General features: G+C 60.1%; 19 protein-coding genes and 3 pseudogenes. 10 read left to right on the forward strand and 12 right to left on the reverse strand.

The genetic code is table 11. The features are described from left to right. Positions 1–23: 23 nt before the first annotated feature. Positions 24–407, reverse strand: coding sequence for a DUF302 domain-containing protein (locus V8N38_RS15325; protein WP_060420898.1), 384 nt, complete (start codon positions 405–407; stop codon positions 24–26). A gap of 68 nt (positions 408–475) precedes the next feature. Next, the gene (gene rclC, locus V8N38_RS15330) at positions 476–1048 is read right to left on the reverse strand and encodes a reactive chlorine resistance membrane protein RclC (protein ID WP_089186115.1); all 573 of its coding nucleotides are present in this window, start codon (positions 1046–1048) and stop codon (positions 476–478) included. Positions 1049–1185: 137 nt separating this feature from the next. Between rclC and V8N38_RS15335 the strand changes: the two genes are divergently transcribed. The 5 genes from V8N38_RS15335 to V8N38_RS15355 all read left to right on the forward strand — a co-directional run bounded on the left by V8N38_RS15335 (position 1186) and on the right by V8N38_RS15355 (position 6012). Continuing rightward, the gene (locus V8N38_RS15335; RefSeq protein WP_060439696.1) at positions 1186–2061 is read left to right on the forward strand and encodes a cupin domain-containing protein; all 876 of its coding nucleotides are present in this window, start codon (positions 1186–1188) and stop codon (positions 2059–2061) included. Between the two features lie 159 nt (positions 2062–2220). Continuing rightward, positions 2221–3258 (forward strand): LacI family DNA-binding transcriptional regulator, encoded by a 1038-nt coding sequence (locus V8N38_RS15340; protein ID WP_060420687.1) that lies wholly within the window; start codon positions 2221–2223, stop codon positions 3256–3258. Positions 3259–3528: 270 nt separating this feature from the next. Beyond that, positions 3529–4764, forward strand: coding sequence for an MFS transporter (locus V8N38_RS15345; protein WP_170310536.1), 1236 nt, complete (start codon positions 3529–3531; stop codon positions 4762–4764). A 20-nt stretch (positions 4765–4784) separates the two neighbouring features. Beyond that, a complete protein-coding gene (locus V8N38_RS15350) occupies positions 4785–5546 on the forward strand; it encodes an SDR family NAD(P)-dependent oxidoreductase (protein ID WP_070914621.1) in 762 nt (253 codons plus the stop codon). A 49-nt stretch (positions 5547–5595) separates the two neighbouring features. Further along, entirely contained in the window at positions 5596–6012 is a 417-nt protein-coding gene (locus V8N38_RS15355; RefSeq protein ID WP_147839794.1) for an RbsD/FucU domain-containing protein, read from the forward strand. Between the two features lie 8 nt (positions 6013–6020). Here the strand turns inward: V8N38_RS15355 and umuC are convergent, their stop codons facing one another. The 7 genes and pseudogenes from umuC to V8N38_RS26080 all read right to left on the reverse strand — a co-directional run. Beyond that, positions 6021–7307, reverse strand: coding sequence for a translesion error-prone DNA polymerase V subunit UmuC (gene umuC / locus V8N38_RS15360; RefSeq protein WP_147839793.1), 1287 nt, complete (start codon positions 7305–7307; stop codon positions 6021–6023). Positions 7308–7487: 180 nt separating this feature from the next. After that, positions 7488–8219, reverse strand: a complete 732-nt coding sequence (locus V8N38_RS15365) for an energy transducer TonB (RefSeq protein WP_188017222.1) — start codon at positions 8217–8219, stop codon at positions 7488–7490. Between the two features lie 249 nt (positions 8220–8468). After that, positions 8469–9386 (reverse strand): FecR domain-containing protein, encoded by a 918-nt coding sequence (locus tag V8N38_RS15370; protein ID WP_147839791.1) that lies wholly within the window; start codon positions 9384–9386, stop codon positions 8469–8471. A 17-nt stretch (positions 9387–9403) separates the two neighbouring features. Then, the gene (locus tag V8N38_RS15375) at positions 9404–9916 is read right to left on the reverse strand and encodes a sigma-70 family RNA polymerase sigma factor (RefSeq protein WP_147839790.1); all 513 of its coding nucleotides are present in this window, start codon (positions 9914–9916) and stop codon (positions 9404–9406) included. A gap of 167 nt (positions 9917–10083) precedes the next feature. Next, positions 10084–12621 (reverse strand): TonB-dependent receptor, encoded by a 2538-nt coding sequence (locus V8N38_RS15380; protein WP_370592993.1) that lies wholly within the window; start codon positions 12619–12621, stop codon positions 10084–10086. Between the two features lie 95 nt (positions 12622–12716). Next, the gene (umuD, locus tag V8N38_RS15385) at positions 12717–13151 is read right to left on the reverse strand and encodes a translesion error-prone DNA polymerase V autoproteolytic subunit (RefSeq protein ID WP_060451656.1); all 435 of its coding nucleotides are present in this window, start codon (positions 13149–13151) and stop codon (positions 12717–12719) included. A 188-nt stretch (positions 13152–13339) separates the two neighbouring features. Next, positions 13340–13519: pseudogene (locus tag V8N38_RS26080) on the reverse strand (hypothetical protein); the annotation flags it as partial. Between the two features lie 37 nt (positions 13520–13556). On the opposite strand from V8N38_RS26080, the pseudogene V8N38_RS15390 reads away from it, so the two are divergent. After that, positions 13557–13763: pseudogene (locus V8N38_RS15390) on the forward strand (resolvase); the annotation flags it as partial. A gap of 58 nt (positions 13764–13821) precedes the next feature. Here V8N38_RS15390 and V8N38_RS15395 read toward each other — a convergent pair. The 3 genes and pseudogenes from V8N38_RS15395 to V8N38_RS15405 all read right to left on the reverse strand — a co-directional run bounded on the left by V8N38_RS15395 (position 13822) and on the right by V8N38_RS15405 (position 15762). Beyond that, positions 13822–14193: a hypothetical protein gene (locus V8N38_RS15395; RefSeq protein WP_139159326.1), complete on the reverse strand. Its 372-nt coding sequence runs from the start codon at positions 14191–14193 to the stop codon at positions 13822–13824. Positions 14194–14406: 213 nt separating this feature from the next. Then, positions 14407–14598, reverse strand: a pseudogene (locus tag V8N38_RS15400) (DNA polymerase V); the annotation flags it as partial. Positions 14599–14811: 213 nt separating this feature from the next. Further along, positions 14812–15762, reverse strand: a complete 951-nt coding sequence (locus V8N38_RS15405) for an alpha/beta hydrolase (RefSeq protein WP_147839789.1) — start codon at positions 15760–15762, stop codon at positions 14812–14814. Positions 15763–15842: 80 nt separating this feature from the next. On the opposite strand from V8N38_RS15405, the gene V8N38_RS15410 reads away from it, so the two are divergent. The 4 genes from V8N38_RS15410 (at position 15843) to V8N38_RS15425 (ending at position 19412) form a co-directional block, all read left to right on the forward strand. Beyond that, complete coding sequence (locus V8N38_RS15410) at positions 15843–16475, forward strand: TetR/AcrR family transcriptional regulator (protein ID WP_060420660.1); 633 nt, start codon at positions 15843–15845, stop codon at positions 16473–16475. Positions 16476–16597: 122 nt separating this feature from the next. Beyond that, positions 16598–17440 carry a formate dehydrogenase accessory sulfurtransferase FdhD gene (gene fdhD, locus V8N38_RS15415; protein WP_060420657.1) on the forward strand — a complete coding sequence of 281 codons (843 nt, stop codon included), beginning with the start codon at positions 16598–16600 and terminating at the stop codon, positions 17438–17440. A gap of 57 nt (positions 17441–17497) precedes the next feature. After that, positions 17498–18415 carry a bestrophin family protein gene (locus V8N38_RS15420; RefSeq protein ID WP_060420654.1) on the forward strand — a complete coding sequence of 306 codons (918 nt, stop codon included), beginning with the start codon at positions 17498–17500 and terminating at the stop codon, positions 18413–18415. A gap of 34 nt (positions 18416–18449) precedes the next feature. Continuing rightward, positions 18450–19412, forward strand: coding sequence for a Dyp-type peroxidase (locus V8N38_RS15425; RefSeq protein WP_047730421.1), 963 nt, complete (start codon positions 18450–18452; stop codon positions 19410–19412). Positions 19413–19465 lie beyond the last annotated feature (53 nt).

A 19465-nucleotide genomic window follows, 5' to 3' on the forward strand; every position in this document is an offset into this window, starting at 1 on the left:
TCGTGATGTTTATCGCCGTTCTATCAGCGTATTGCGGCCTCAACTAACCGCTCCAGCGGCCTCAGCGCCGCGATCTGTCGTTCGTCGGCCCCGGCGCTCCGTTTCAGACTTTCCGCCGGGTGGTAGCTGACCTGCGTTTTGCCCCGCTCGTCTTGCGCAATCAGCACCCTGAACGGCAGATCCAGCGCCAACGCCGGCCGCGCCAGCATCAGCGGCGTGCCCGCCAGCGGGTTGCCCAGCACCAGCACCGTGGTGGGCGGCATCGTCAGATGATGCTCACGCGCCGCTCTCGCGTGATCGAACTCGGCAAACAGCGTCACGCCCTTCTGCTCGGCCGTGCTGATAATGCGCTGACGCGTTTCCTGATAAGCGTAGGCGCTCTCTACCGTTCGGGTTTCTTGCCCCATTGTCCCCTCCGCCACTGCAGAACAGGCCAGCAGCATCAGGCTGCCGGCCACGGCCCGGTTCATGACGCTCATGCGACCTTCCCCCGCCACTGTTTCTCGAGCACACTGCGCGCCGAATCCGCCATGATCATCACCGCACCCGCCAGCATCAGCGTGTCCTTCAGCACCAGGCGCCCGGCGCCGGAGAGATAAGGGAAGCCGTGATGCGCATCGCCCAGCGCGGGCACCCAGGCCTCCGGGGTGGTGATCAAAAAGGTCAGCGTCACCAGCGGCGTGCAAAAGGAGAGCATGCCGCCCAACAGCCCCAGCCATTTGGAGAACGGGTTGGCGAGCACCAGCAGCGCGATCGCCACCTCCACCACGCCCAGGCCGTTGGAGAAGCCATAGGTATTGTTAGCCTGCTGCCAGGCGCGGGCGGCGAGGTTCAGTTCGCCTTCGTGCGTCAGGTGCGCCTGATAGTCCTGCGGCATGTCATAGAAAAACGACATCAGCGGGCTGTTGGCGACGAACGGCGTGATGCTGTCCGCTTCGTAAGGGATGAATTTGAGCAGGCCAATCCATAAGAAGACGATGGCGATGCTGAGGCGAATCAGCGTTAATCCCAGCTTGTCGCCCTTGCTCAGAAAGAATAGTATTTTCATTACCGGCTCCATGTCATTGATAACTCATGCATCGCAGCGGCGCCCTCCGCATCGCTGCACTATCGAACCGATCTTAGTGCTTCGCATTACGCCGGCCCATTGCCGAAACAATCAGCTTCTTAGCCAGGAGTCTCAAAATGGATCCGCTCAGCCAACTGTTGATGCTTAACGACATGCGCGGTTACGTGGCGCGTGATTGCCATTTCAGCGGCGAGTGGCGCTCGCCGCATGCCGCCGGGGAGTGGAGTCAGATCCGCTGGCACATGGTGCTGGCGGGCAGCTGTCGGCTGGAGATCCCCGGCGGCCGCCCGGTACCGCTGGAGCAAGGCAGCCTGCTGTTCTTGCCGCACAACTCCGCCCATCGCCTGCTGCCGGAGGGGGCCGACAGCGCCACGCACCTGCTGTGCGGCGTGCAAATCTTGCCGCACAGCGCATCGCCGCTGCTGGCGAGCCTGCCGGAATGTTTGCTGTTCAACAGCCGCCAACAGGGGCAGCTGGCGCTGCTGCAGGCGACCGGCCAGCTGCTGAGCGATGAGTTCAGCCAACAGGGCCAGGGGCACAACGCCATTGTCAGCCAGACCATGGCGCTGCTGTTCGCGCTGGCGATCCGCGCCTGGCTGGCCCAGCCGAATCAGAGCGGCAATCTGGTCGCCGCGTTGCTGCATCCGCAGTTGGGCAACGTGGTTGAACAGATGCTGCGCCGCCCGCAACACCCCTGGACGCTGGTGGAACTGAGCGAACGGGCCCATATGTCGCGCGCCAACTTCGCCCGCGTCTTTCGTCAGGTCACGCAGCAAACGCCGCTGCAGGCCCTCACCGCCATCCGCATGCAGCTGGCGGCCCGGCTGCTGGCGCGCCAGGCGTTGCCGCTGAGCCGTATCGCCGAACAGGCCGGCTACTCGTCGGAGGTGGCGCTGCATAAAGCCTTCACCCGCCACTTCGGCCTGACGCCGGGAAAATTCCGCCAGCAGGCCGCCGAGACACCGCCGGACATGTGCCCCATCTCGGCATAACCTCCCGCCCCGCCTTACTGTTTAGTAAACAACGTGGCCGCCGCCTGACGATTCTCACAAATGCGCGATCCCATGCGCGCGGTGCCCCGGTTGTGGCTTGCCTGCGGCCGGCTTCCCTTATAGATTGCAGGCTAACGGCAGGCAGCAAGGTATCGGCAAATGGCAAATATTCGTGATGTCGCACGGTTGGCCGGCGTGTCCATCAGCAGCGTGTCGAACCTGCTGAATAACCGCAGCCACCAGATGAGCGCGCAGACCCGTGAGCGCATCGAACAAGCGATGGCGACCCTGGGATACCGGCCGGCCCGGGCGGCGGCGGTGCCCGCACCGCAGGCCAAGATCATCGGCCTGCTGCTGCCGTCGATCGTCAACCCGAGCTTTTCGGCGCTGGCGCATGCGATCGACGGTGCCGCGCGGGCTCACCGCTACCGCGTCTTGCTCGGCAACGCGTACCGCCAGGAACAGGAAGAGGCCGCGTTTATCGACGATATGTTCCTGCATGGCGTGCGCGGCATCATCGTGGCGGCGAGCGACATTCGCCAGACCCATTTTGTTCGGGCCGCCGAGCGGGGCATGAAGATCGTCAGCTACGACAATCCGTTTCCCGAACGGGCAGCCATCGATACCCCGCTGTTCGACAGCGTCTCGATGGACAATGTCGCCGCCGGGCGCCTGGCCGCGCAGCACCTGCTCGAACGCGGTTGCCGACACATCGTGTTCGCCACCGAAGCGACGCTCACCGTCGGGCGCAGCCACAAAATCGACGGTTTTCTGAGTGCGCTGGGGCACAGCCTGAGCGAACGCCAACGGGTGATCGAAGGCAAAGCCAACAGCGCCTACGGCGACACGGAAATGTTTGAATTGGGGCTGACGCTGGCGCCGCGCGTGCTCGCGCTGACGCCGCGCCCGGACGGTATCGTGGCGATTAACGATGCGCTGGGCATCGGGCTGATGGTGGGGGTGCGCGCCGCCGGCGTCCAGGTACCCGCAGACATCTCGGTGATCGGCATCGATAATATCGCGCTGGCCGGCCTGGCCGAACCGGGGCTGACGTCCGTCAGGCCGCCGCTGGCGGAGATGGCGCAGCTGATGGTCGAGCGCCTGATCGGCCGCATCAACAATGATGCGCAACCGCCCGGCGAGTTTCTCTTCCCGCCGACGGTCATCAGCCGGCGCTCGGTCAAAGCCGCCGGCTAACTGAAATAACAGCGTCTTCCCAGGCGATGCGCAGCGGCATCGTCCGGATCGGTGTCAGCCAAAAACAAAGGAAAAGGCCGTCGCGCTTAAGGGATGCCCGCGCCTCAATGAATCAGCGTCGTGCCGTTATTTAACGTTCAGCTCAGGGTTATGGGCCGGGCCTCTATTATTCCGATTAACCACATTGGAAATATCAAAATGAAAATAAGCAAGCCGCAGGATATTGAACGCAGCGCTATCAAGAAATTGACGCTGCATATTGTCCCCCTCATGATTTTATTGTATTTCCTGGCCTTTCTCGATCGCAATAACATGGCCTACGCCGCCAAAGCGCTGGAAGATAACCTGGGCCTGACCGCCTCGGCCTTCGGCTTCGCCTCCGGGATTTTCTTTATCGGGTATTTTCTGTTTGAAATACCCAGCAACGCCGGCACCATTAAATTCGGCCCGCGCATCTGGTTCGCCAGAATATTAATTTCCTGGGGCATCTTCGCGACCCTGCTCGGCTTTGTACGCACGCCGCTGGAGCTGTATATCTGCCGTTTTATGCTGGGCGTGTGCGAAGCCGGATTCTTTCCCTCGGTGGTGTATTACTTCACGGTGTTCTTCCCGGAAAAATACCGCACCAAAATTCTCGGCATGTTCATCATCGTCCAGCCGCTGTCCAACGCCGTCGGCTCGCCGATTTCCGGCTTTATTCTCAATATTCAGCATGATTGGTTCGGGTTCGCTCCCTGGCAGCTGCTGTTTATCCTCGAAGGGCTGCCGCCGATCGTCATCGGCCTGCTGATCCCGTTCCTGATCAAGAACTCGCCCAAGGACGTCGGCTATCTGAACGTGGAGGAAAAGGCCTGGCTGATGAGCAACGCCGGCCGCTCCAAATCCGGTTCTAAAATCACGCTGGGCGACTTCCTGAAAGGGATTAAAAACAAGAAATACCTGCTCTACGCACTGCTCAACTTCGGCATGGTGTGCGGCATTTATGGCTTCGGCACCTGGCTGCCGTCGATTATTACCGCCCTTTCCGGCAGCGATATCTTCCGCGTTAGCCTGCTGGCGCTCATTCCCTACGGGCTGGCCGCGCTGCTGGTGTACCCGTGGAGCCTGTGGGCCAGCAAAACCAAAAAGCTTGGCGTGTTCGCCGGCCTCAGCATGGTGGTCGCCGCTATCGGCCTGATGGGGGCGGTGACATTTTTTAAATACGATCCGCTCGTCGCGCTGTCGTTCCTGTGCATCGCCGCCATCGGCATCTACACCGCCGTACCACCGTTTTTATCCATGCCCGCCAACATTTCCACCGGCGCGGCCGCGGCCGCCGGGCTCGCGGTGGTCAGCTGCATCGGCAATATCGGCGGCTTCGTCGCGCCTTATGCGGTGGGCGTATTGAACGATCTGACCGGCAGCAGCGCGCCGGGGCTGTTTTTCCTGGCCTCGTGCCTGCTGGCCACCGGGTTGATCTGCATTTTCTACTGCGCGAAACAGCGTGAAGGCGTCATCAATGCTTAACGAACAATAAGGAGTCAATCATGGGCGATCTTGCAGGCAAAAAGGTCTTTATCACCGGGGCGGAACAGGGCATCGGCCGCGCCACCGCAGAGCGGCTGATCAAGGCCGGTTGCGACATCTATTTTCACTATCACAGCGACGAAAGCGGCCCCAAAGCGCTGGTGGCGCTGGCCCATTCATTGGGGCAAAAGGCCGCTTACGGCTACGCCGATCTCATCGATACCGACGAAACGCTGCGCTGCGTCTCGGCCGGCGCCGAGTTTCTCGGCGGCATCGACATTCTGGTCAATAACGTCGGCGGCATCGTCGGGCGCAAATGGCTGGGCGAGATCGAGCGCGCCTTTTGGCAAACCGTAATCGACGTGAACATGACCACCATGCTGAACGTGACCCAGAGCGCGCTGCCGTTCCTGAAGGCGGCAAACGGCGCCAGTATCGTCAACCTGGCCTCGCAGGCCGGCCGCGCCGGCGGGCACTCCGGCTCGCTGGTCTATTCCGCCACCAAGGGTGCGGTGCTCACCTGGACGCGCTCGTTGGCAGCGGAGCTGGGTGAATACGGCATCCGGGTGAACGCGGTGGCGCCCGGCCTGATCCTCGGCACCCGCTTCCATAATCGCCACACCACCCAAGAATCGGCGGAGGAAACCGTTCGCGCCATTCCGCTGGGCCGTGCAGGCACGCCGGACGACGTAGCGCGCGCCATCGCCTTCCTGGCAGCGGAATACGACGGCTTCATTTCGGGTGCCACCCTCGACATCAACGGCGGCATCTACCGCATGTAGTTCAACCGCGGGCGGCACGGCTGCCGCCCTTTCATTCAGGAATCGCTTTATGATCAAATCCGCCATCACCCACCCGCCGCTGCTCGCCGCGCTGGCGCAATGCGGGCATAAAACTCAGGTGCTGATCGCCGACGGCAACTACGCCTGCGTGACCCACGCGCCGAAAGACGCCACCGTGGTCTATCTGAACCTGGCGCCCGGCACGCTCGCCGCCCCGCCAATCCTGGAAAAACTGCTGGCCTGCATCAACGTGGAAAGCGCGGCGCTGATGGCCTGCCCGCCGGACTTCACCAACACCATCGAAGCCGAATACCGGCAGCTGCTGCCGGCGCAGTGCCCGTTAGAGCACCTGCCGCGTGAGGATTTTTATGCGGCGGTCAAATCGGATCGGACGCTGCTGGTGATCGCCTCCGGCGAACAGCGCCGCTTCGCCAACCTGCTGCTGACGGTGGCGCCGGTGGTGTGACACGCGAATTATTTTTCGTCTGAAAACGTCCCCAGCCGCACCACCGGAATGTCCGCCAAGCGAGTGGTGTAGGCCGGCGACAGCATGTCACGCTTCATTTGCCACGGCTTGACGATCCCCTGCCCGGCGAACCATACGCGCCCACGCCCCTCCTGATTCAGGCGATCGAGGGTCGCCATCAGCCGCTCGCTGTTGCGGCGCGGCGGGCAGTCATCGAACAGATCGATCTGCGCCATGGCGGCGGCGCTGAAGTCCCCCAGCACCACGCCGCCCTTCAGGTAACGTCGCCCTTCCTGCCAGATGCTTTCCAGCGCACGCACCGCCATGGCGATGATGTCGCGGCTGTCGTTGCTCGGCGTTTGCAGCCGGGCGGTGCCCATATTGCTGTAATACCCCTCGCCCGCCGAATGCGGGCTGGTTTTGATAAACACCGACACGTTGCGGCAGTAGCGCTTTTCCTGCCGCAGCTTTTCGGCGGCGCGTTCGGCATAGCTGCAGATCGCCTCGCGCATGTGCGGGTAGTGCGTCAGCCGCTGGCCGAACGAACGGGAGCAGATGATCTGCTCTTTGGCGGCCGCCTCATCTTCCCACCGCAGGCACGATTCGCCGCGCAGCTCGCGTATCGTGCGCTCCAGCACCACGCTGAAGGTTTTACGCGCCAGCCGGGTATCGCAGTCCGCCAGCTGCAGCGCGGTATGAATGCCCATCGCCTGCAGCTGGCGAGTCAGGCGGCGGCCCACGCCCCACACCTCTTCCACCGGGATCAACGCCAGCAGCCTGCGCTGGCGCGCCGGATCGGATAAATCCACCACGCCGCCGGTGCCGCGCCATTTCTTGGCGGCGAAGTTGGCCAGCTTGGCCAGCGTTTTGCTCGGCGCAATGCCGACCCCGACAGTCAAATGCAGCTCGCGCCGGATGCGATCGCGCACCCGCTGGCCGAACGGCTCCAGCGCTTCGCAATGCGCCACGCCGTCCAGCCGCAGAAAGGCTTCGTCCAGCGAGTAGATCTCCACCGCCGGCGCCATCTCTTCCAGCGTGTCCATCACCCGGCGGGACATGTCGGCGTACAGCGCGTAGTTGGAGGAGAACACCGCGACGTTGCAGCGGCGCATCTCCTCTTTGATTTTGAAATAAGGCGCGCCCATCGGCACGCCCAGCGCCTTCGCCTCGGCGCTGCGGGCGATCACGCAGCCGTCGTTGTTGGACAGCACGATCACCGGCCGCCCGCGCAGATCGGGCCGAAAGATGGTCTCGCAGGAGGCATAGAAGCTGTTGACGTCTACCAGGGCGAACATGGTTGCCGACCTTTCATCGTCAGTGGGTTGTTATTCATAACGGCACCAGATTACTGTTCATACATACAGTATTTGTATTTTTCTGGCGACGATCAAGTAGAAACCACCCCATCGCTGCTATCCGTTTGATGCGCTTTGGCTTTTAACTCAGCCTCCGTTTACCTAGAGCCGAGTTTTTCATTAATGGCGAACTTCACGCAGATCGAAACGAATCGGAATGGTCACGCTGAATTCCGCCTGCCCCGCTGCGATCTCGTTGCCGGGTGCGGGCAGTGGAGAAGCGCGCTGCGGTAACTGAAGCGCCTCCCGGTCGAGCGAAGCAACCCCACTCGATCGCAATAGCTTCACACCCAGCACGTTCCCCTGTCGATCCAACGTCACGGCAAACTGAACAATACCCTGGCGCTGCTGGCGTACCGCCAGAGCCGGGTAGCGTTTGAAACGGCTCAAATGCGCCAACAGCAGGCCGCTCCAGACCGAGGCATCCTGACTCGGCTGCGACGCCACGCTGGTTTGCGGCGCGGCAACACGCTTTCCATCCAGAGACGGCGGCGCGCTGGTGCTTGATGCTATTGAGCTTGCAGACGCTATTTTTTCCTGTTCCTCCTGCCTTGGGCGCGGCGGTTCCGTTTTCGGTCTGATGGGATCGTTCCGTTGTCCTTTAGCCTTGCTCTGCCGCTCCGTCGCACGCGGCGCATGAATCAGCGGAGGCATCGCCGCCTCCGGTTCCCGATTGGCCTGCCGTTGCGCCACCGCCTGCACCTGGCGCACGCCGGTCGGCATCGGCTCTGCGTTGGGGGTCGATTCCGCCTGCTCGGCAACCATCATCAACACCATCGGTTGCGCCGCGGGCAGCAACGGTGGCGCCAGGTGATAACCAAGGCCAAGCAACAACGCACCATGCAGACCCAACGCCAACACATTGGCGGTAGCCCAGCGCAATCGCCCGCCTGTAGGCGGTAAAGATAAATCGGCAGGTAATACGTTGTGATTCAACATGGAAAACGATACTCAGGTTAAGCGTGAAACCGACCAACGTACGCAACGGTCACGACGGTCGGGGCATGTCAGAAAAGTCGTTTAGGCACGCGGTACCGGGCAGGGAAAGAGAAAAAACAGGCCAATCAAGAAGGAAAAATACAAATGGCAGAGTAAAAAACTTTAGGATACGGTGATGAAGTATTTTGACAGCATATTTATCCTAACCGGCAGCGCACCGGGCAGAGCCGCAATGACGCGCTCGGGGTCAGCCAGCGGAAACGCGCCGGAGAGCCGCAGGCCGGCGACCTCCGGCCGGCAGCGAATAACGCCCTGACGATAACGCCCCAGCTCCATCAGGAAGTCGTCCAACCGCATGTTGTCGGCCAACAGCATGCCTTGCCGCCAACCGGGCTCTTGCGTCACGCGATACGGATCGCCAATGCCTTGCCGGCTTAATCTGCCGCCCTGACCGGCGTTGAGCACCGCGTTCCGATGCGCCGGCGAAAGGATCGTGACTCGGCCAAGATAAACGGCGATATCACTGTAGGTTTCCCACAGGCGAACGCTGAAGCGAGCAGCCTGCGCCACGATCTCGCCCTGCGGCAGCCTCACCGTCAACGCGCTGCTTTCCGGCGGCAGATTCACCATCATTTCGCCTTCCAGCAATGCGGCCTGCTGACGGCTGACGTTGACCGCCGTTTGCGTGTTCAGCATCAACTGCGCGCCATCCGCCAACGCGACGGTTTGCTGCTCCCCCACCGCCGTGCGGTAATCCGCCAGCCAGGGGCGCCATGGCAGCGCGCCAGAACCGATGCCAACCGACCCCACCACGCCGATGGCCGCCAGGCTTCTCAGCAACCGACGGCGCTGTGGGTTTGGCAACTGCGACAGACTACGCTGCGCCGCCGCCCCGTTAAGCAGAGAAAAACGGGATGAAAACGCGGCGATATGCCGCCAGGCGCGTTCATTTTCCGGTTTCGCCTGATACCAACGCCGCCAGTTTTCCCTATCCGCGTCGCTTGCCTCTTCCGACATCAGCTGGGTTAACCAGGCGGCGGCCTCACGCGCGCTCTGCCGATCGATATCCGATTCCATCATGGGTTCCGCACTTGTCGTTACGCCGCCAATGCAAAGAAACAGTGCAAATTGGCACGCTGCAGATATTGTTTCACCGAGCTGCTCGACACCCGCAAACGTTCAGCGATGTCGCAATAACGCATGCCCTGCAGGTGCGCCAACAGGAAGGCCTCACGGACGTGCGCCGGCAATCCGTCCAACGCCTGATCCAACTGTTCGAGCATTTCGAGGGTTTGTTGACGGACTTCCGGCGAGGGTTCCTCGATCGCCGGCAGCTCGCTCAAGGCCTGCAGATAGCTCTCTTCGATTGTTTTACGCCGGTAATAATTCGCCACCAGCCGGCGCGCCACGGTCGCCAGGAAGGGGCGTGGTTGCCGAATGGCAAGCAACTGCGGGCTCAGTAAAATACTGATGAACGTATCCTGCGCCAGGTCTTCGGCGTGATGCGCGCACCCGACCTTCTGTCTCAGCCAATGGCATAGCCAACTGTGGTGCTCAAGGTAAAGCTGTTGAGCAAACCCGTTGGCTGCCGCGGCCTCTTTCCTCGCCATTCAACAACACCGATTGATAATGAGATTGAAAATGATAATCATTATTATTTTAAAAATGTAACTTCTGTGTCAAGCGATTGCTGATGATTTATAAACGGCGAAAAAGTAGGGAAATACGGGAGAGAAAACGTGAAAAGGGGCCGAAATGGCCCCTGTCAGCAGGATATTCAGAAACGTTGACTAACGCTAAACTTGATGTTGCGCCCTACGCCGGACACCGATTCGCCCAGGTAAGGGTAATAATCACGGTTGAACAGGTTGTCCACCGCGACGCGAGCTTCGAAGCCCTGCAAACCGCTGGGCTGCCACGAGGCGAACAGGCCGTGCAATGCATAACCCGAGGTTTTCGGCAGCGCCCAGACAACGGCCATCGGATCGCCGTCGGCCGGTGAACGATCCTGTTTACGCACAAAATCGCCGGTCCAGCCGAAGGCCATGTCCCACTGCGGCACTTTCATGCCCAGCATCGCGTGTGCCGTAACGGGTGGAATTTCGGCAATCCAGGTTTCGCTGCCCCACGGATCGCGTGGTGAAGCGTCGCGTTTGCCGCGAATCGAGGAGAACGACAGGCTGCCGAACAGGCTTTCGCTGTCATAAAACGATTCGAGCTCCACGCCCTCAATGGTATAGCCCGGCAAGTTGCGATAGTTCGACAACGGTTGCCCACATTGGCCACCGTGCCGTGCGGCGTCGCACACTACGCCGCGACGATAGAAAATCTCGTCCTTGCCGCGATTGCGGAACAGCGTAGTGCGGATCTGCAGACTGTCCCGCGCCATCAACACATCGTTGAAGTCCAGCACCGCGCCGAGACGAACGCCCGTCATGCGTTCCACCTGCAGGCCGCGGCTGGTGCCGGGCACGCTGGAAGCGGCGTATTGCACTTCGTACTGTTCGTCGATCACCGGAGCGCGCCAGGTGCGGCTGACGTCGGCAAACAGGGACAGATTCGACGTCGCTTTCCACATCACGCCCAAATGCGGCGACCAGCCGGTATAGGTCACGCTGCTGTAATCATGGCCCACGAGCGGATCGCTGTCGTTATAGCGCGGAGCTCGGTTCGGTTGCCCGGTGTTGGTCACGTGATCGTAACGCACGCCCGGCGTCACGGTCAGGCTGCCGAAGCTGACCGCATCCTGCAGATAAACGCTGCGGGTTTCCTGTTCGCCCGCCGGCATGTAATACGGCTGGAAATAGCCGTAGTTGTAACTGGCGTTTTTCACCTGTGATGGGTAATACATCAGGGTATCGCGCTGATGTTTATGCCAACGCGCGCCGAGCAACAGCTTGTGCTCCAGCGGCCCGCTGGCGAAACGGCTTTCATTGCTGACGTCAAACTGCCGATCGGTATAGTTCACCCAGCTTTCATTGCCCAGCGTACCGAGATAGCTGAACTTTGAAGCGGAATCCGGCCGCTTGTCATGCTGCTCTGTCTTCGAATAGGCGTAAGACAGCGTCAGATTCAGCAACGGCTGCGCTTCCGGCGCCAGATTCCATTTCACCGAGTAATTGGTGTCTGTCTGGTCGCGATACACCAGAATGCGGCGCCACGCTTCTTCCCGGCCATATTTATCGATATCCGCCTGGCTGGGCGCGGCGATATCGTCCCGCTTGGCGGCAAAAGGCTGCCAGCCATCGGAATCGGAGCGCATTGCCGACAGCGTCAGCGTTTGCGCCTCGCTCAGATAAATATTGGTTTTTAACAGATAGGAAGCCTGATCGTTGGCGGAATAGGCAAAGCGCGTGCCGTCCGGCCGCTTCAGGTTGCCGCCGTCACGCTTGCTCATGTAGATCAAACCGTCGGCAAATCCTTCCGGCGTACGGCCGTACAACGCGCCGCTGTAAATGCCCTGGCGATCGTTGGTGTGGTAGCTGTACTTCAGCAAGCCGCCAAAATCTTCGCCCGGCAGCAGCATATCCCCGGCATCTTTGGTCTCCAGCGTAATGGTCCCGCCAAAGCCGCCATTGCCGTTCAACAGATTGTGCGGCCCCTTATCGACCTCAACCTTTTTCAGCAGTTCGGGTTCGATGAATACCGAACCCTGCCGATATTTCTCAAATCCCTTCGGCGCGCCGTCCAGCACCACCTTCACATCTTCCATGTCGCCCATGCCCCAGATATTCAGGCTTTGGCCGCCCGGGCGCGGCGATCCCGCCATCCCTACGCCGGGCAAGCGATCAAGCAAACTGGCGATGTTATCGGCCTGTACGCGTTCGATGTCTTCTTTATCCAGTACCGAACGGCCGGCGGCGACGCTGTCGGACAAACCGCCGACCACCGACAGTTCCGGTATCGTCAACGGCTGAACCGGCCCGGCGTCGACCAACCGATATCCCTGTGCGGTTTGCTGAGCGCGCAATCCGCTGCCCGCCAACAGCGTATTGAACGCGTCGGTGAGGCGATAATGTCCCTGCAGGCCCGCGGTGCTTTTTCCACGCGTCTGTTCGGGCGTGAAAATCACTATCACGCCGGCCTTAGCGGCCGCCGTCTGCAAGGCGGGCGCCAGATCACCGGCGGGAATGGCGAAGGAAAGGATAGCGGGCTGTTCAACCGCCGAGGGTGGTGCCGACGCACCGGGCGCCGCCATCGCGGAGGTGAGCATGCCCGATAGTGCGCATCCTATCCCGATAGCGACGCGTTTCCCGGTCATGCGTTTGGCTGATGTGAACGTACGCCCTGCGCCGTTCTTGTTTTTTATGGCCATGAAGGATTCCCCTGAGTGTATTGAACTGGAAACTCAGTAGAGAGGTCACGCCAACGAAAAGATCGGGCAGAAAAAAATGAAAAAAAGGACCGAAGTCACCGCGCCGCGTAGACGATAAAGGTCACCACGCCGAAGATCTCCAGCTGCGCCTCATCGTCGAACACGATCGGCGCGTAGGCGGGATTCATCGGCAACAGCCGCACGTCGGGGTGGCGCTGCAGCTTTTTGACGGTGAATTCCCCGTCCACCGCGGCGATCACGATATTGCCGTGCTCCGGCGTCAGGGCGCTGTCGACGATCAGCAGATCGCCATCCTGGATATTGCCGTCGATCATCGACTCGCCGCTGGCGCGCACGAAATAGGTGGCGTTGGGGTGCCGTACCAGCAGCTTGCCGATATCCAGCCTGCTCTCGACATAGTCCTGCGCCGGGGAAGGAAAGCCGCAGGCCACGCGATCGGCAAACAGCGGTAACGTCAGGGGTTCACCTGGTAAAAAAGCATACAACCTTGAATTGCTCAGCATAATCATAACCAAACTGTATATTTATACAGTTAAGCATAAACAAAACGCGAACGCGTGCAACCCCCTATCCCCCTGCGGATCGCGCTTTCCCGCGTAATATAATAATTTTCTGAGTGATTTTTCCTGCAGCTTTTGGCGTTCTTCGCGTGTGTTTACACACATGACACCCACCAAAACTGTGGATAATGCGGCACTCAGACCGTTGGCGTATCGATGGGCAGGATGAATGAGGGATTGTCATTGCGAACGGCGCCGACGGCGGGCGATACCGGTTGCCAGACGAAATCCTCTGCCTGCAGGCTGTACACGTCAGCCTGCATTTGACCAGAGGGCGGGACTAAGCGGGTGTCGAGCCAGTCGCGCGCGGCCGTCGGTCTCTGCTGCGTACAGCGCCGCAAAGAACAGCGGCAGGCCTTGCCTCACGGGAGGAACGGCGGACGGCCTTACAAAATGACGCCAATAAAATTGCGACTGGCAATGGCATCAATGGGACGGCCAGAGACGAAAGTCAGTACGTTATGCCAGGAGCTTGGGATAACCCGACAAACGCTGTACCGCCACATTTCCCCTGATGGTCCACTGCGAGCTGACGGTATAAAGCTGCTCAACCGGGGATAATTTTAGCGGACGGAAAAATCTGGAGTTCCGGCGTAGAACCCCGAATAAGGAATAATCCTTAATTCATTTCAGGATTATTAATTCCATCTAAAACCTCTCGGCAATATTCTTTTTTATAGGCTTCATCATTACTTAATGACTTAACCAAAAAATCAGCATTTTTCCAACCATTATCCCAATGCGTATCGAATCCTGACTGTTCATACTTTAATGTTCTAGTTAATGAGTCTTTTATTTGTTTTTTATATTTATCAATTTTCTCATTGGTTGCCCCACAAACATCATGTGCAACACGAGCATTTGAGCCAGAAAAACCTATTGCTGAAATTGCCATCGCTTCGTTTGATTTGTCGAAATCATTCGCATATGCCACAGCATTAGATAAAGCGAATATGACAAGAGCAGGTATGGTTTCTTTGTATGAAATCATCTTTTACCTCTAACTCATTGATTGTTCATGGGGTCAGTTTGGATATCGAAAATTATTGTACATTAAGGCTGCTTTTTAATCAGTCTCAACTTCTTTATAGAAGGCCTGAATGCGACAAACTTGGGAAGTACTGTAGCCTGTCGCGTCTGCTGTTTCTCGGATGCTCAGTTTCTTAATCTGTCGGTAGTGCCTGATCCATCCTGCACGCTCCATCTCGCCGCTGGCGCGCACGAAGTAGGTGGCGTTGGGGTGCCGCACCAGCAGCTTGCCGATATCCAGCCTGCTCTCGACATAGTCCTGCGCCGGGGAAGGAAAGCCGCAGGCCACGCGATCGGCAAACAGCGGTAACGTCAGGGGGTCACCTGGTGAAAAAGCATACAACCTTGAATTGCTCAGCATAATCATAACCAAACTGTATATTTACACAGTAAGACATAAACAAAATGCGAACGCGTGCAACCCCCTATCCCCCTGCGGATCGCGCTTTCCCGCGTAATATAATAATTTTCTGAGCGATTTTTTTTTACGCCTGCTAAGCGTTTCACCGCCCCTTGCACACACGTTATCCACCAAAACTGTGGATAACCTGGCGGCGCCTTCGGAGGATGCGCTATCGCCCTACTGCGCCGCTGCGGCGATGCAAAAACGGTATACCGCTTCAACCATCTGATCGAGGCCCGGTTGCTCGAGGGGATAATGCCCGGCGTTCTCGAGCATCACGGTGCTCACTGGTACCCGTCGAACGCGGCGGAGGAACAGTTCGCTCAGGTGCAACGGCGTCCAGCGATCCTGCGCCGGCTGCGTCAGCAGGATCGGGCAAACGTCGAAATCTTCCGGCTCAATGGCAGGCGCGTACGCCGCGTACGAGGCTAAAAAGCGCATCGTCACCCAGGCCCCCGCCGACGTGTCGTCCGCCAGACATGCCTTAAGCGCCGCCTTGTCATTGACCAGCGCATGCATCTTGCTCGCCAATGCCATCGGCATCGCCATCCCGGCCAGCGGCGTAGCGGCCACCAGCCGCGCCAGGGGAATGCCCAGGCGGCTCATCATTCGATTCAACGCCGTCTCGTCGCGCACCTGTTGTTCACGCTGATCGAGAAACGTCATGCCGACAATGCCTTTCACCTGCCGGTTCAGCGCTGCCACATGATAGGTCTTCATCCCACCGGCGCTCAGGCCGTACAGCACAATGGGGCGCGCATCCCTCGCCCGTTCCGCGTCGATCAGATCGCTGCCAATCTGCACCCAGTCGTCGTAGCGCACGCGCCGCCGTTGCCCGCCCGTCTGCGTCATGCCATATCCCGGCATGTCTACGGCGATCGTCTCTATTCCCCGGTGCGCCAGCGGCGCCCCCAGGATGGTCGACATCTGCCGGCCGTTGGTACCGACGCCATGAAACAGGATCACCTTCACCGGCGCCTCGGGGCGACGGTAGCAATCGAGATGGATGCGATACTGCCGCCAGGGCCACCACGTCTCTGTCGGTTCTTCCCCCGGCTGCAGCCGGAAGCTTTCCGGCAGGAATCGCTGAATGTCCTGCCAGTGAGATTGATTGGCGTAATTACCCATACGAAACCTCTCGTGATACTTGGTTGCCGGGATGAAAATCCGTATAATCCAACAAATGTCGGATTAATAAAATACAACTTATGTCGGAAAAAGCGATGCCGCAAGTAAAAAAAAATGCGCGCGTGCCAGTTCAGGAACGCGCAGCGGCGCGCATGGCCAAAGTGCTGAGCGCCGCCGAACAGATGCTCGCCACCCTTGGGCCGGAAAAAACCTCCATTCCCGCCCTGGCGGAAGCGGCCGAAGTGCCGCGCGCCGCAATTTACCCGTTCTTCCCGGACAAGTACGCGCTGTTTTCGCATCTGGCTCAGACCCATATGGAGCAACTGACGCAGGCGCTGCGCGCGTCGGGGCTCGAGACCGCCGGCAGCTTGCAGGATTGGGTGGATGCCGCCGTGTTGGCCACGGCCCGCTACTACAATGCCCATCCTGCGGCGAGCGTCTTGCTGCTGCGCGGTGCGTTCGCCGAACCCGAAAACCAGGCTCACGCCGCCAAAAACCTGACGATCGGCGAGATGTTCCGGGCAAAAGTGCGAGACCTGCCCGAACTCGAGACGCTGCCGTCGGAGCCCGACGTCGTTCTGATCGCCATAGAATTGGCGTTTGCCTGCATGAAATATGGTTACGCGCGGGAAGGCACCGTCTCTGCGGCCATTTGCCGCGAAGCGACGCGGGCGGTCATCGCCTATCTAGGCCAGTGGCGCACCGCGCCGTAAAGCAATGGCAGAGGTGCCCCGTTTCGCCCTGTTCAAGGGCGCCATCTATGATAAAATCCAGTATCACTCATCAGACTCTACTCTGACGCCGGCGCAGTATCCGCCGGCGCCGCGAAACCATCATGAACAAGCATTTGATTCTCGACGAACCCGGCGATGCCGATTCGGCCTGCCTGTCGCGCCACGCGGTCTGGCAGCGCAACGATCTGGCTCAGGCGCAACAGGATTGGCTGGCGGAAGAAGTGCCGGTCGCCCTGGTGTACAACGGCATTTCCCACGTGGTGATGATGGCGACGCCGAAAGATCTGGCGGCCTTCGCCATCGGTTTTTCGCTGTCCGAAGGCATCATTGCCTCCCCCGACGATATCTACGACATTCGCCAACAGCCGGCCTGCAACGGCATTGAAGTGCATGTGGAACTCTCGAGCCGCCGCTTTATGCAGCTGAAAGAGAAGCGCCGCAGCCTGGCCGGCCGCACCGGCTGCGGTGTCTGCGGGGTGGAGCAGCTGCAGGAGGTCGCCCAACCCATCGCGCCGCTGCCCTTCACGCAACGCTTCGATTTGGCCCTGCTCGACCGGGCGTTGGCGCAGCTGCAGGAGGTGCAAACGGTGGGGAAACTGACCGGCTGCACCCACGCGGCGGCCTGGATCCAGCCGGACGGCGCACTCAGCGGCGGGTGTGAAGACGTCGGCCGCCACGTGGCGCTCGACAAACTGCTGGGCTACCGCAGCCAACAGGCGTGGCTACAGGGGGCGGCGCTGGTGTCGAGCCGCGCCAGCTATGAAATGGTGCAAAAATCCGCCATGTGCGGCGTCGAGATCCTGTTCGCCGTTTCCGCCGCCACCCGCCTGGCGGTCGAGGTGGCCGAGCGCAGCAACCTGACGCTGGTGGGCTTCAGCAAGCCGGGGCGCGCTACCGTCTATACGCATCCGCAGCGGCTCTGGCAATCGACGCCGGCGGCCTAACGCCGCCGGACAAGAATCGACTATTCTCAATAGCAGAACACCAGGAAGCCCCACGTCATGATCATTCGCCCGAACCAGAACTGGTTTATTCGCCTGTTCGCCTGGCACGGTTCCGTGCTGTCAAAGATCACCTTTCGTCTGTCGCTGAACGTACTGATGTCGATAGTGGCGGTGATCAGCTATCAATGGTACGAGCAGCTCGGCGTACATTTAACCATCGCGCCGTTCAGCCTGCTGGGTATCGCCATCGCCATTTTTCTCGGCTTTCGCAATAACGCCGGCTACAGCCGCTTTGTCGAAGCGCGCAACCTGTGGGGCTCGCTGCTGATTACCGAGCGATCCCTGCTGCGCCAGATCAAAAGCCTGCTGCCGGACGAACCGGCGGTGCATCAGAAGGTCGCCAAGCTGCTGATCGCCTTCAGCTGGAGCCTGAAGCATCAGCTGCGCGCCACCGATCCGACCGCCGATCTGTACCACAACCTCACCAGCAAAGAGCTGGCGGAAGTGATCGCCAGCCCGATGCCGACCAACCGCATCCTGCTGATGCTGGGCCAGGAGATCGGCAAGCTGCGCCGCCAGGGGCTGCTGAGCGACATCACCTTCGAGCTGCTCGACAACAAGCTGAGCGAACTGTCCCATGCCCTCGGCGGCTGCGAACGGCTCGCCAGCACGCCGGTGCCGTTCGCCTATACCCTGATCCTGCAGCGCACCGTTTACCTGTTCTGCAGCCTGTTGCCTTTTGCCCTGGTGACCGACCTGCATTACATGACACCGTTTGTTTCGGTGTTCATTTCCTATACCTTCTTATCCTGGGACTCACTGGCCGAAGAGCTGGAGGATCCGTTCGGCGTATCGGCCAACCATCTGCCGTTAAACGCCATCTGCAACACCATCGAGCGTAACCTGCTGGAAATGAACGACCAAAGCCCGCTGCCGCCGCCGATGAAACCCGACGAGCACTTTAATTTGATTTGACCTATTTCACCCGAACACACTGGAGCCGAATGCAATGAATGCAAATAACCACCCGCCGCAAGCCGTATTCACGCCGGTGACGCGCCATGCCATCTTCATCGTCGCCACCCTGTCGCCCGTTCCCGCCCATCTGGCGGCGGTGCGCGCCTGGTGCGGCGACATCGCCGCCGTGGTGCGCTCGGTCGGCAAACGCGCGCCGGCGGGCAACCTCACCTGCGTCTGCGGCTTCGGCTCCGAAGCCTGGGATACGCTGTTTGGCGCGCCGCGCCCTCGCCAGCTGCATCCGTTCAGCCCGATCGGCAGCGGGGAACGCGTCGCCGTCGCCACGCCCGGCGATATCCTGCTGCATATCCGCGCCGATGAAATGGATCTGTGTTTCGAACTGGCCTCGCAGCTGGTCGGCAAGCTCGGCGACGCCGTGACGGTCATTGAAGAGGTGCACGGCTTCCGTTACTTCGATCAGCGCGCCATGATCGGCTTCGTCGACGGTACGGAGAACCCGGAGGGGCACGAAGCCTTCGACTACACGGTGATCGGCGACGAAGACGCGGCGTTCAGCGGCGGCAGCTATGTGCTGGTGCAAAAATACCTGCATGATATGCAGGGCTGGAACTCGCTTAGCGTGGAAACGCAGGAGAAGATCATCGGCCGCCATAAGCAGTCCAACATCGAGCTGGATGAAGCGGTCAAACCGTCGTCATCGCACAGTTCGCTGACCACCATCACCGACGAGCAAGGCAACGAGGTGAAAATTCTGCGCGACAACATGCCGTTCGGCCGCCCCGGCCTGCGCGAATTCGGCACCTACTTTATCGGCTATGCGCGCTCCCCGCAGCCGATCGAGCAGATGCTGGAAAACATGTTTATCGGCCGCCCGGCCGGCAACTACGATCGGCTGCTCGATTTTAGCCACGCGGTGACCGGCACCCTGTTCTTCGTGCCTTCCGCTCCGCTGCTGGAAGCGCTGGCCGACCGCAGCGGCGCCGAACTGCATTAAGCCCTCCTTCTGCGGCAAAGCCTCCCCCCGCGACTTATACTGAATGAACGTTG

The sequence above is a fragment of the Serratia nevei genome, from assembly GCF_037948395.1.
In the GTDB taxonomy this organism is placed as follows: Bacteria; Pseudomonadota; Gammaproteobacteria; order Enterobacterales; family Enterobacteriaceae; genus Serratia; species Serratia nevei.

What these genes read in the sequence shown, in the direction of transcription:
- V8N38_RS15395 (WP_139159326.1), bottom strand. Translation starts at nt 14,193, where the DNA reads ATGATTTCATACAAAGAAACCATACCTGCTCTTGTCATATTCGCTTTA.
- umuC (WP_147839793.1), bottom strand. Translation starts at nt 7,307, where the DNA reads ATGTTCGCCCTGGTAGACGTCAACAGCTTCTATGCCTCCTGCGAGACC.
- V8N38_RS15410 (WP_060420660.1), top strand. Translation starts at nt 15,843, where the DNA reads ATGTCGGAAAAAGCGATGCCGCAAGTAAAAAAAAATGCGCGCGTGCCA.
- V8N38_RS15340 (WP_060420687.1), top strand. Translation starts at nt 2,221, where the DNA reads ATGGCAAATATTCGTGATGTCGCACGGTTGGCCGGCGTGTCCATCAGC.
- V8N38_RS15335 (WP_060439696.1), top strand. Translation starts at nt 1,186, where the DNA reads ATGGATCCGCTCAGCCAACTGTTGATGCTTAACGACATGCGCGGTTAC.
- V8N38_RS15370 (WP_147839791.1), bottom strand. Translation starts at nt 9,386, where the DNA reads ATGATGGAATCGGATATCGATCGGCAGAGCGCGCGTGAGGCCGCCGCC.
- V8N38_RS15420 (WP_060420654.1), top strand. Translation starts at nt 17,498, where the DNA reads ATGATCATTCGCCCGAACCAGAACTGGTTTATTCGCCTGTTCGCCTGG.
- V8N38_RS15355 (WP_147839794.1), top strand. Translation starts at nt 5,596, where the DNA reads ATGATCAAATCCGCCATCACCCACCCGCCGCTGCTCGCCGCGCTGGCG.
- V8N38_RS15350 (WP_070914621.1), top strand. Translation starts at nt 4,785, where the DNA reads ATGGGCGATCTTGCAGGCAAAAAGGTCTTTATCACCGGGGCGGAACAG.
- V8N38_RS15405 (WP_147839789.1), bottom strand. Translation starts at nt 15,762, where the DNA reads ATGGGTAATTACGCCAATCAATCTCACTGGCAGGACATTCAGCGATTC.
- rclC (WP_089186115.1), bottom strand. Translation starts at nt 1,048, where the DNA reads ATGAAAATACTATTCTTTCTGAGCAAGGGCGACAAGCTGGGATTAACG.
- V8N38_RS15375 (WP_147839790.1), bottom strand. Translation starts at nt 9,916, where the DNA reads ATGGCGAGGAAAGAGGCCGCGGCAGCCAACGGGTTTGCTCAACAGCTT.
- V8N38_RS15380 (WP_370592993.1), bottom strand. Translation starts at nt 12,621, where the DNA reads ATGGCCATAAAAAACAAGAACGGCGCAGGGCGTACGTTCACATCAGCC.
- V8N38_RS15345 (WP_170310536.1), top strand. Translation starts at nt 3,529, where the DNA reads ATGATTTTATTGTATTTCCTGGCCTTTCTCGATCGCAATAACATGGCC.
- fdhD (WP_060420657.1), top strand. Translation starts at nt 16,598, where the DNA reads ATGAACAAGCATTTGATTCTCGACGAACCCGGCGATGCCGATTCGGCC.
- V8N38_RS15325 (WP_060420898.1), bottom strand. Translation starts at nt 407, where the DNA reads ATGGGGCAAGAAACCCGAACGGTAGAGAGCGCCTACGCTTATCAGGAA.
- V8N38_RS15425 (WP_047730421.1), top strand. Translation starts at nt 18,450, where the DNA reads ATGAATGCAAATAACCACCCGCCGCAAGCCGTATTCACGCCGGTGACG.
- umuD (WP_060451656.1), bottom strand. Translation starts at nt 13,151, where the DNA reads ATGATTATGCTGAGCAATTCAAGGTTGTATGCTTTTTTACCAGGTGAA.